10 protein-coding genes are annotated in these 10268 nt (G+C 35.4%); 3 read left to right on the top strand and 7 right to left on the bottom strand.

Features of this window, described 5'->3' with window-relative positions; genetic code table 11:
- Window positions 1-50 precede the first annotated feature (50 nt).
- Window positions 51-1210 (top strand): IS3 family transposase gene (locus tag J671_RS19475; protein WP_085945698.1). Its coding sequence is split into 2 segments (ribosomal slippage): window positions 51-285 and window positions 285-1210, totalling 1161 coding nucleotides; the frame shifts between segments, so codons are not numbered across the junction.
- A gap of 15 nt (window positions 1211-1225) precedes the next feature.
- On the opposite strand, the gene J671_RS25365 is transcribed toward J671_RS19475, so the two are convergent.
- From J671_RS25365 to J671_RS19450, 5 genes are all read right to left on the bottom strand, one after another.
- Window positions 1226-1405: a hypothetical protein gene (locus J671_RS25365; RefSeq protein WP_002049890.1), complete on the bottom strand. Its 180-nt coding sequence runs from the start codon at window positions 1403-1405 to the stop codon at window positions 1226-1228.
- A gap of 606 nt (window positions 1406-2011) precedes the next feature.
- Complete coding sequence (locus J671_RS19465; protein ID WP_004887537.1) at window positions 2012-3031, bottom strand: fimbrial protein; 1020 nt, start codon at window positions 3029-3031, stop codon at window positions 2012-2014.
- On the bottom strand, window positions 3028-5565 hold the full coding sequence (locus tag J671_RS19460) for a fimbria/pilus outer membrane usher protein (RefSeq protein ID WP_020992220.1): 2538 nt from the start codon (window positions 5563-5565) through the stop codon (window positions 3028-3030). Before J671_RS19460 ends, J671_RS19465 begins: the two co-directional genes overlap by 4 nt.
- A gap of 55 nt (window positions 5566-5620) precedes the next feature.
- Window positions 5621-6361: a molecular chaperone gene (locus J671_RS19455; RefSeq protein WP_004887533.1), complete on the bottom strand. Its 741-nt coding sequence runs from the start codon at window positions 6359-6361 to the stop codon at window positions 5621-5623.
- Between the two features lie 70 nt (window positions 6362-6431).
- A complete protein-coding gene (locus tag J671_RS19450) occupies window positions 6432-6968 on the bottom strand; it encodes a fimbrial protein (protein WP_031983123.1) in 537 nt (178 codons plus the stop codon).
- Between the two features lie 434 nt (window positions 6969-7402).
- On the opposite strand from J671_RS19450, the gene J671_RS19445 reads away from it, so the two are divergent.
- Together J671_RS19445 and J671_RS19440 are read left to right on the top strand one after the other, a co-directional pair.
- Window positions 7403-7753 carry a hypothetical protein gene (locus J671_RS19445; RefSeq protein WP_002049957.1) on the top strand — a complete coding sequence of 117 codons (351 nt, stop codon included), beginning with the start codon at window positions 7403-7405 and terminating at the stop codon, window positions 7751-7753.
- Window positions 7754-7819: 66 nt separating this feature from the next.
- Window positions 7820-8032, top strand: coding sequence for a hypothetical protein (locus tag J671_RS19440; protein WP_002050123.1), 213 nt, complete (start codon window positions 7820-7822; stop codon window positions 8030-8032).
- 45 nt (window positions 8033-8077) lie between these two features.
- Here J671_RS19440 and bioB read toward each other — a convergent pair whose 3' ends face one another.
- Complete coding sequence (gene bioB, locus J671_RS19435; protein WP_002049782.1) at window positions 8078-9067, bottom strand: biotin synthase BioB; 990 nt, start codon at window positions 9065-9067, stop codon at window positions 8078-8080.
- Between the two features lie 87 nt (window positions 9068-9154).
- Window positions 9155-10255, bottom strand: coding sequence for a tRNA epoxyqueuosine(34) reductase QueG (gene queG, locus J671_RS19430; RefSeq protein WP_004887528.1), 1101 nt, complete (start codon window positions 10253-10255; stop codon window positions 9155-9157).
- Between the last annotated feature and the right edge of the window lie 13 nt (window positions 10256-10268).

Here is a 10268-nt window from a genome sequence, read left to right as displayed (position 1 = left end):
CAGTACTTCCCTCTAAAGATAACGTAACGTTAACTTTGGAGATCCAAGAAATGGCCAAACGTTTTAGTGCTGAATTTAAACAGCAAGCAATTGATTATGCACTTTCAAACTCACACGAGCCTATAGCTGCAATCGCCCAGAAATTAGGTGTGGGTTATTCAACTTTAGACAAATGGATTCGTGAAACCAATCCAGTGGGTTCAAGCAAACGTCAACTTTCACCAGAACAACAGCGGATCTTGGAATTAGAGAAAGAAGTCAAACAGCTCAAGGAAGCCAATGACATCTTAAAAAAAGCGCATGTGTACTTTCTAACAGATCATGCCAAGAAAAGTACACGGTAATTCAAGATCTAGATATGAATGAAGTCACGGTATCTTCTGCCTGTAAATACCTAGGTGTCAGCACTTCAGGCTATTATGCCTGGCGAAAACGTCAGGCCAATACGGTAGAGAAATATAATGATTTAAAAGCCGTATATTGGCAGCATCATGCACGATTGGGTGCACCTTCATTGGTACATGACATGCATGATTTAGGTTACAGCATGAGTGAACGCACTGTTGGAAGAATGCTGAAAAATCTGGGTTTACGCAGCAGGATTGCGCGTAAATACAAGCATACGACTGATTCAAACCATCGTTTGCCTACAGCACCCAATCTGTTAGAGCGTCAATTTACAGTCATTCAGCCTAACAAGGTTTGGACAACGGATATTACCTATATCCGTACCAAGCAAGGTTGGCTGTATTTATGTGTGATGCTGGATCTATTTAGTCGTCGTATCGTGGGGTGGCAAACCAGCCATCGAATAGACCGCCAGTTGGTGTGTGATACGTTTAACTATGCAATGGCTCGTCAGGGGTATCCAACTGGTGTTATGGTTCATTCGGACCAAGGTTCACAGTACTGTAGTCGTGATTTTAGAGCGCTGTTACTGACAAATGATTGTACTCAGAGTATGTCTAGACGTGGAAACTGTTGGGATAATGCAGTGACTGAAAGCTTCTTTCATACATTGAAAGGTCATGTGGTCCATGGCAGTGTGTTTGCCACTCGAAAAGAAGCGAATGCTGTCTTGTTTGACTATATTGAGATTTATTACAATCGGGTCAGAAGACATTCTGCAAATGGCTGGTTAAGCCCTGAAGCCTTTGAGAAGAAATATTTTAAGAATTTAGAGGGATTTGTTGTCCACGATACTGTCTAGGATCAAAAGAAATTTTTATTCATCCGGGAAAATCCCTGCATCTTCACGCGCTTGCTTTAGGGCTAGAAAAAAACACAATAGAAAAAGTATCCCAATAAAAAATAAGAAAAAGTCTAAATGACTAATACCTAAACCAACTCCGAAAGCCCCTAAACTTAATAATAAAATACAAAAGATTTTCCAAAAAATAAGCATGCTGTTTTGTAATAAAAACTGGGATTTAGGCTGTAATTGAAGAATATTTCCCGATTTGTTTATGTTTTTTTTCTTATAGGTTATGTAAAGCTTTATAGTTCAGAGAATTACATAATTTGAAGTTAGGGCTTTAACTCAAACATTCTACCTAAACCACTTTTTAATTTTACTGCACATTAATCTCTATAAAATTCATATTTTCTTAATTAATCGAATGATAATTCTTTAGAAAGTCTGTAGAATAGGGATTCTAAATTTTATTTTTAATTAATTTTTGTTTAAAATTAACTGGTTAAATAGTTTTATCAAACTTTTGTTAAAAAAAAGACTTGATATTTAAGCTAAATTTTGAAATTATAGTCATGCAAATTGTGATCTATTTCCCACAATTTGTATTTCAGGTTAAGTGGTTATCACTAATGCTCATTGGCTTTATTCGCTTATGAGCATTTTTTTAATTTATTTGTTAGTAAAATTTAAAAAATAATTTATATCAAAAAATGATTCTTTTAGTATTAGTTAAAAATTAGTCAAAATAACTTTATTCTTCAACGTATCTAACTACCTCTTCTTAAGATTCAGTAGTCAGAAAGAATGAAATTGCCTCTAATCATATTGAATCGTGACGGTGGCATTAGCTTTGACTTCTCCCGCCGTTACATTGGCAGCAGTTTGGTAGTAACGTGCAGTTAATGGCACATCATATTGAACTGTTTGGTTGGAGCCTATAGTACCAATACCTAGTTTATTTCCTTTTTGAATCGTACTATTTGCACCATTCATATTCCATAGAAGTTCTACACCAACACCGTTCGCTTTAGTTGATTCAGCAGCACTATTACTAATAACCTGACTGTTTGCAGCATCGGAATTGTAGTCAAAGCTTAAACTCAATGTGTTACTTGTAGGTATACCGGAGTTATTCTCGCCACCATTACAAAGAATGGATAGGTTAAAGTTTTTCTCACCTTGAGTTGTTCCGATAGCTCGAAAGCCTGATTTTGTCACAGTCGGAAGTTCAACAACCGTATCTACACCATTTTGAATTTCACAAGATGATGATGCAATGAGAATAGGTGAACTACCTAATACTGTAGTTGTTAAGAAGGGGCGATTTTGTTGACCTGTTACATAGTAAGTACTATAACGGCCAGCCACTAATGCACCAGAACCAGTAGTGGTAGCAGTTTTAATCACTTCCAAAACAATATAGCCTGGCGAAAGTGTATATGCTGTATGAGGTGTCAATGTAAGCTTATAAGGGTAATAAACAGAAGAGTTTGAAGAGTCAGTTGCCTCACGGTAAATTCGAATACCTATACCCGGTATATTTGTGGCGTAAACATTATTGCCTATTGGACTAATTGGATAATTTAGAGGTAGAGCCGCTATAATTTGGTCACCAGGGCGGTTACACGTTGCAGTAGAATTATTGGGTGAAATGGTAAAAGTATTCTTTTGTAAAACTGTGCCTACAGGATCATTTGGACGAACCACAATGGTGCCAATCGTTATTGGAATATCAACTGTAGTAAAACCTTTACTTAAAGTACAGTTTGCATTTGCTTGGTTGTAAATAAAGAAATTAGTGATTAATAAACCACTTTGAATAAGTATTTTTTTCATTTGCAGATTGCCTCTGTCATAATAATTGATTGTTTTTCCTGTGAGATTTTTGATTGAATGTCATATTCAAGTTGACATTCTTCGGTATTACTTTCTCCCCACTTCACATAAAGATGATCATGAGACAGGGGCGTACGTAAATAAATACGACTACCTTGGGCTACCATTCCAACTACTTCGTTATTCTGGTTAAACACTTGTGCAGCAAATGGTAGGTGACCACCATTAGGAGTTTGAGTACTAATAAAAAGTGCATAGCCCGTTTTTGTGGAGAAATTGACTCTGGTTATTGATCCTGCATAAGGTGCAATACGGTGACTTGTTTCTGAAAGTTCAACATTTGATGGCATCCCTTGAGGGTCAAGGCTAATGTCATTTAAGCGATAGGGCGTAACATAAGGGATTACAGCATAACCATGTTTATTAATGTTTAGTCCAGATGTATTGCCGACTCGGGCACCTGTGGCTTCGGGGGCATAGACCAATACCATGGTTTGCACTTGATCTGGTCCAAATAAAAGCCCTTGAGAATGAGCAACCACACTTCCATTTAAATTGATCATTTCCTGCTGATATGCATCGGATTGGCTAAATGACGCACCTATAGTTGTGTAATTACTACGGTAGGTACCATTAATATTTACACTGCTTTGTCCTTGATCTAGGTATGAAACGGACGTGCCATAATCAAAGCGGTTTCCGATATAACCACTCATCCCTACAGTTTTGCTATCTTCAGAAATAGAGCTATTAAAATTAATTGTGTTTTTCTTAAATTTGAGTGGAAAAGACAAAGACAATAAATACTGCGTTTCGTGACTAGTCTGTTGATCTTCGAGATCAAGCTCATGAGTAATTGCAGAAATGCTGTAAGTCAAATCTTTAAATTGATTACTATAACCAAATTGAAATTGTTGATTGCGATTAGGCTGATTCCAGTAATTAATCCATGAACCCACTAAATAAAAATTGCCCCATTGATTTGGAAGACTTTGATTTAATGTGATCTGAAATTCACTTTTTTGTTTTCCTACAGAAAAACTATCAATATTTCGTTGTTGTAAATCTTGAATTAAAATTGAATCTCTTAATTTCAAATAATTTTCGGTCGAGTATCTGTAGGTTGCTAAAGTTAAATTTGTATTCGTTGGCGTAAATAGTCGATTATAACTTAAACGGTAACTTTGCCCTTTTAGTGTTGGTTTTTGATCAAAATTAGCTTTCGATTGAGTTGCATCAACTGCAATTGCACCAATTGGAGTTGCAAATGCGCTACCTATCAGAAAAGACTGGTAGTGTTCGGTTGCCTGAAACCCAGTATAACTTGTTAAATAGTTATTAATGCCTCGTTGATATTTACCTTGTACTAGCCATGGATTTAAATTGATATTAGCATCTCTAAATTGTCCTAGAGTAAAAGAATAACGACTCATCTTTGGGCGAAGCATCTCTACTACAGAAGCATAGGGAATAGAGAACTTTTGAATCTCTCCATTCGTCTCGTATATAGAAACTTGTAGTTCACCACCAAAACCTGTCGGATAAAGATCATTAATTTCAAAACTTCCAGGAGTAACAGTAGTTTGATAAATTAAATTTCCCTGTTGGCGCACTTCAACTTTTGCATTAGTCTTTGCATAACCCCGAATTTGTGGCGCATATCCAAGCATGCTGTTAGGCAGCATGCGATCATCACTTGCTACGTTAATTCCGCGATAAGGTAAGGCATCAAAAAAATTACTATTGGTAAAGTAATCACCTAAAGTAACGACACTATTAAACTTAGGAAATGCTTTTTGGGCATATGTATTGTTTGATGTATAGAAAGAAGTCTTTTTTGGAATTTCGTTATGATCTTGCCATTTCCACTGCCCACTATGGCGTAATTGCCAGTCATAGAGATTTATCCCGACGTTTGTACCCATAAAAGCATGATTTGTTTCATGGTCATTACTTACAATACGATATGCAGAAGCATTGTATGCAAAAAAAGCAGCGTTTATACCCCGATCCCATAAACGTGGGTCGACGTATCCTTGAGCATTTTTTTGCAAAGCAACCTGAGGGATCGAAATATCAAGTCTCAGACGCGAGGTATCAAATTGATAAAAAGCATCATTAACCCATTTTTCTAGATCATTACAGGTAGGTAAATTATTGGCTTCCCGATGAATAATTTCTGTTTTAACGCCATATTCTAAAAGCATATCTGCTGTAAAACAGGTTTTTGCATTTTCATTCGAATTTGTAGTTTTAAAAAGAAACTTTCGTTTACCTAGCCATTGGCCATTAATATATACATCCAGACTATATTCACCAGGTAAAATAGGGTTGCCGTATTTAAATCGACCAATGTCAATTTTCTGTGCATTTCCTACTAAAAAGTTAGTATCAAAGTCAGCTTTTAGTATATTTTGCCCACTCATATTGTCTGATGCATATACAGTTAATGGCACATTAATCGCTATACTTAATACTAGATAATAACTAGTGCGCTTTTTAAAGCATGTACTGGGTATGAACCATTCTGACATAGTCTTTGTGCCTATTCATAAATAGGTGTTTAAATTTCAAAAAAGGTAAATAAGCTTAGAACTTTATTGTTTGTTCAATTCGCCCGCCGTAATCATTTATATAAACAAAGCTCATATTCGTTATATTGCTATTTTTAAGTTTTATCTGGTCTTCTGAAAAAGGAGAAAGCATTAAACCTTGTTTTAATAAATCTATTTTTTGATGATTTACTTCTTGAAAAATTGAGCTCATTGTAATGTAGAAGGGAGTAGGGTTCTTAATAAGCAATATTTCCCCATTTTTCACCCACTGAATTTTTTCACTAAATGTATCAATATTTTCTTTTAAATTTGCTGGCCGATAAAAAAATTTAATTTGTGATCGAATCGCTAATTGAAGAAAATTATTAGGTAGTGGTTCATTATTTACTTGTTTTTTCCCTTCTGGTTTTGGTGGAATATCTAATACGTTAAGCCAGAAAATACTTTCTTTATTTTGATTTAATTGAGAAGCACTTGGTAGTGCAGTAATTCGTAAGGTTTGGCCTTTAGTGGGTTCGACTCTGGAAATAGGAGGTGTAATAATAAAGGGTACATTCGACTCATCGGGAGTCGATTTTGAATTTCCATCATCAATCCAAGCTTGAACAAGTGAGGGTGTTGTACCATTGTTGCTTAGTTGTAAGCTAACTTCTCGAGCATCCGATGGATATATTACGCGTGTACCATGCAGTATTATTTCAGCATGTCCTATACTAGCAAGTACTGCTTGAAGGCAAGCCATTCCCCAAAAAAATTTACGACCACGAAAAAGCATGAGTCATATTCTCAATAATAAATAATAGATGAAATAGAGCTTCTATTTAATAATAGAAGCTGGCTTTAAATTATTGATAAATAATCGTGTATTTTACTTGCGAAGTTACAGTACCCGCAGTAGATACACCAGTAGCATAATATTCAGCATAATAATTAAGATCCGCATTACCACCAGCAGAAACATTTACCCATTGAGAGTTATCTTGTGCACCGGAAACCCCTTTAGCAAGTACAGGAATTACTGCGTTATTGCTTCCTAATAGTTGAATATTGACATTAGCAGCTGCACCAGAAGTGGCTTGGTTTAATAAACGTCCAGTATTAAAATCAACCGTTGCTCCTGGTTCAAAATAAGTCGCAACTTTTCCAGCAGAAGCGCAATTTGTTAGATTAATTTGAAAAGGTGTACGACCAGCAACATCTCCTACATTTTTTAAAGATTGAGATGATACTGTTGGTAAATTCACTGTAAGGTTTTTATCACCTGTTTCAATCGTACAAGTATTATCAGTTACTAGACCATTAATAGTAATCGTACCATCAGCTGCTTGTACTGTTGTAATATTAAAAAGTGAAGCTACCGCTATAGAAATAAATTTTTTCATGAATTCCCCGAAATATCCTATAAATATAGATTAATTACTTTTCAGTGCTTTTATTCTGATCAAGTAACGCGGTGGAAATATAGCACCTTTAAATTAAAAAACAAGAATTACATTATATTTTTATGTATTTTGTTTGGTTATTTTTTAATGAATAATTGATTTGTAATTTAGATTTATACCACATGGTAAAATATATTAAATTTATTTTATTTAAAATAAATTGATAATAAGTTTAATTTAAGTTATTGAATTTAATTGAGTTAAGTTTTTCTTTATAAAATGTGTATATATTGTTTGATTAACTTTTTGTTTTTATTAATAAATTTATTTTGTGTATCTTATATAAACATAATTATTTTTTTAAGAATTTTTTAAGGTTTAATTCCTAGTGTTTTAGTTGTGATTCAATAAAAGATCTTCTGGAGTTTGTTTCCATGAACAGCATGAAATACAGTTATAAACCGAATTATTTTTTCTTTGCTCATAAATTAGTCTTATTCTTAAAGGACTATTTACTTAAACATCCTACAGAACAGAACACGACGTTTAACTTACAAACAATTTATGACGTCTTTAGTCATGACTTAGCATCTAGCACAACGAATTTGGAAGGTATTTTGAATATTGTTGATGAGTATGTTTTAGAAACTGAAGAAGGGCTTTTGCCATTGATTAGTAGACACTCGATTAATTTAAAGAGCCATGTACTTTCTTTAGAGTTTTCACCTAAAGCGTTAAATAGCTTATTGTCAGGTCACTCATTAGTGAACCCTAAAGCGGCCTAAGGAAATTTCTTTTAAGCTTTGAATATCTCAGATAAAATTTGCTTGTTTTTTTTATTTGAGTTATTCATGAGCAAAGACTACAAAGCTTTGACTTATATCGCAGATGAAAATATTTCAGATACCATTCTATGGCTTTTAAACCATCAAGATGTTTTTGAATCTTTTCAGTTTGATGTATTGAGCCAAGAATTATCGGTTACACATGCAGCAGGTAGGGATATTATTCGAGTTGGAACTTTCCTGAATGCTACTTATGGAATATTAGTAACTTCTGTATGAATAAAAAAGCCCTGAATGATCAGGGCTTTTTTATTCTTGATGCTGTTAAGCACTCATTGCATCTACTGATAAATCAGAAACAGTTGGCTTTGGCTTTTCAGCAGTTAAACCAAGTTTGTTAAATAATGCTTGGTCTTTACCTTCACCTGCATTTGGAGTGGTAAGCAATTTATCACCCGAAAACAGTGAGTTCGCCCCTGCCATAAATGCTAAAGCTTGATCTGAATCACTTAAAGATTCACGACCAGCAGATAAACGAATATAACTATGCGGCATAACAATACGTGCTACCGCAATGGTGCGGATCCATTCAATAACATCTAGTTTTTCAACATCAGCTAGAGGTGTACCTTCAATTGGTACAAGCATGTTAATTGGCACAGATTCTGGGTGAATAGGTAAGGTTGCTAACTCGTGTAATAAACCGATTCGATCTTCACGGCTTTCACCCAAACCAACAATACCACCACTACATACTTTCATACCTGCTTGGCGTACATAATCCAGAGTATTCAAACGGTCATCAAAAGTACGTGTGCTAATAATGTGAGAATAGTATTCACGAGAAGTATCTAGGTTATGGTTGTAATAATCTAAACCAGCATCTTTTAGGCGTTCTGCTTGTGATTGGTTAAGCATACCTAATGTCATACAGGTTTCCATACCTAATGCTTTAACTTCACGTACCATTTCTAAAACATATGGCATATCGCGTTCATGTGGGTTACGCCAAGCAGCACCCATACAAAAACGAGATGAACCTGAATCTTTTGCAGCTTTTGCTTCGCTAATTACTTTTTCAACAGCAATACGTTTTTCTGCTTCTAATTTTGAATCGTAATGTGCAGATTGAGAGCAATATTTGCAATCTTCAGGACATTTACCCGTTTTAATCGATAAAAGGGTGCTGACCTGAATTGTATTGGCAGTGAAGTGCTCACGGTGTACTTGCTGAGCCTTAAAAACTAAATCCAAAAAAGGTTGTTCATATAGAGCTTGGATTTCTTCACGAGTCCAATCATTACGTAGAGTCATTGTCATATCCATGATGATGGCATTAATTCACTGTACATAATCATACAGAATTCGTATTAAAGCTATAGGGCAAAAAACATCATTTTTTTAATTTGAGAGCTGAAGTTGATTAAGTTGCTGTTCAATTGCCCAATCAATATGCACATTGACGATTTCGTCATGTAAATTTTTGCCTTTGTGTAGCTGATCTACAATTTCTTTTGAGTACGGTGCATTGCCTAAACCGATAGCAATATTGCGCTTAAATGACTGATAACCTGTGCGTCGTATTGGGCTACCTTCTGTATTGGCTAAAAAAGTAGCTTCATCCCACTGCCAGATATCAAGCAGACTAATATTATCTAAACCATGTCTAGGGTTAAAGTCAGTAATAGAAGCTGTCTTAGCAAAGCTATTCCACGGGCAAATTAATTGACAGTCATCACAACCAAATATTCGGTTACCAATACCTGCACGTAATTCTTCATCAATAATTCCCTTATATTCGATTGTTAAATAAGCAATACAGCGTCTAGCATCTAACATATAAGGTTCGACAATCGCTTGAGTTGGGCAAATATCAATACAAGCACTACAAGAACCACAGTGAGATGTTGCAGGTTTATCAAAAGGTAAGTCGAGTGATGTAAATAGTTCACCTAAGACAAAGAAAGAACCTGACTTTTTATGAATGAGCAAAGTATGTTTACCTGTCCAGCCCATTCCAGCACTTTCAGCTAATGATTTTTCAAATATCGGTGCGGAGTCTGCAAAAGGGCGAGATTCAAAATCTCCCACTTTTTCACGGATACGTGTAGCTAATGTTTTTAATCTGCCTCGCATCACCTTATGGTAATCACGACCACGAGCATAACGGGCGATAATCGCAGAGTTGGGTTCAAAAGGTACATATCTTGGCTTTGGTGATTCCACCAAATAATTCATACGCACGCAAATAATACTTTTTGTACCAGGAACTAATAGAGTCGGATCAGCCCGCTTTTCCAAATTTTCTTCTAGGTATGTCATATCTGCATGATAACCACGTTCAAGGTACTCTAAAAAACGTGGCATTTGCTCTTGAGCATCTGGTTTTGCAATGACACAATCAGCAAAACCCAAGTCTAATGCTTGAGCTTTGATCCATGCTTTTAATTCATGTGGATCAATTTGTTGCACTGCAATGCGTGATGTGTTGGAAGATGTCATAAAACCGAAAAAT

It is taken from the genome of Acinetobacter sp. 1130196, assembly GCF_000588095.1.
Lineage (GTDB): Bacteria > Pseudomonadota > Gammaproteobacteria > Pseudomonadales > Moraxellaceae > Acinetobacter > Acinetobacter nosocomialis.
The sequence above is the reverse complement of the archived record's forward strand: the minus strand, read 5'-3'. Positions and strand labels throughout refer to the sequence as shown.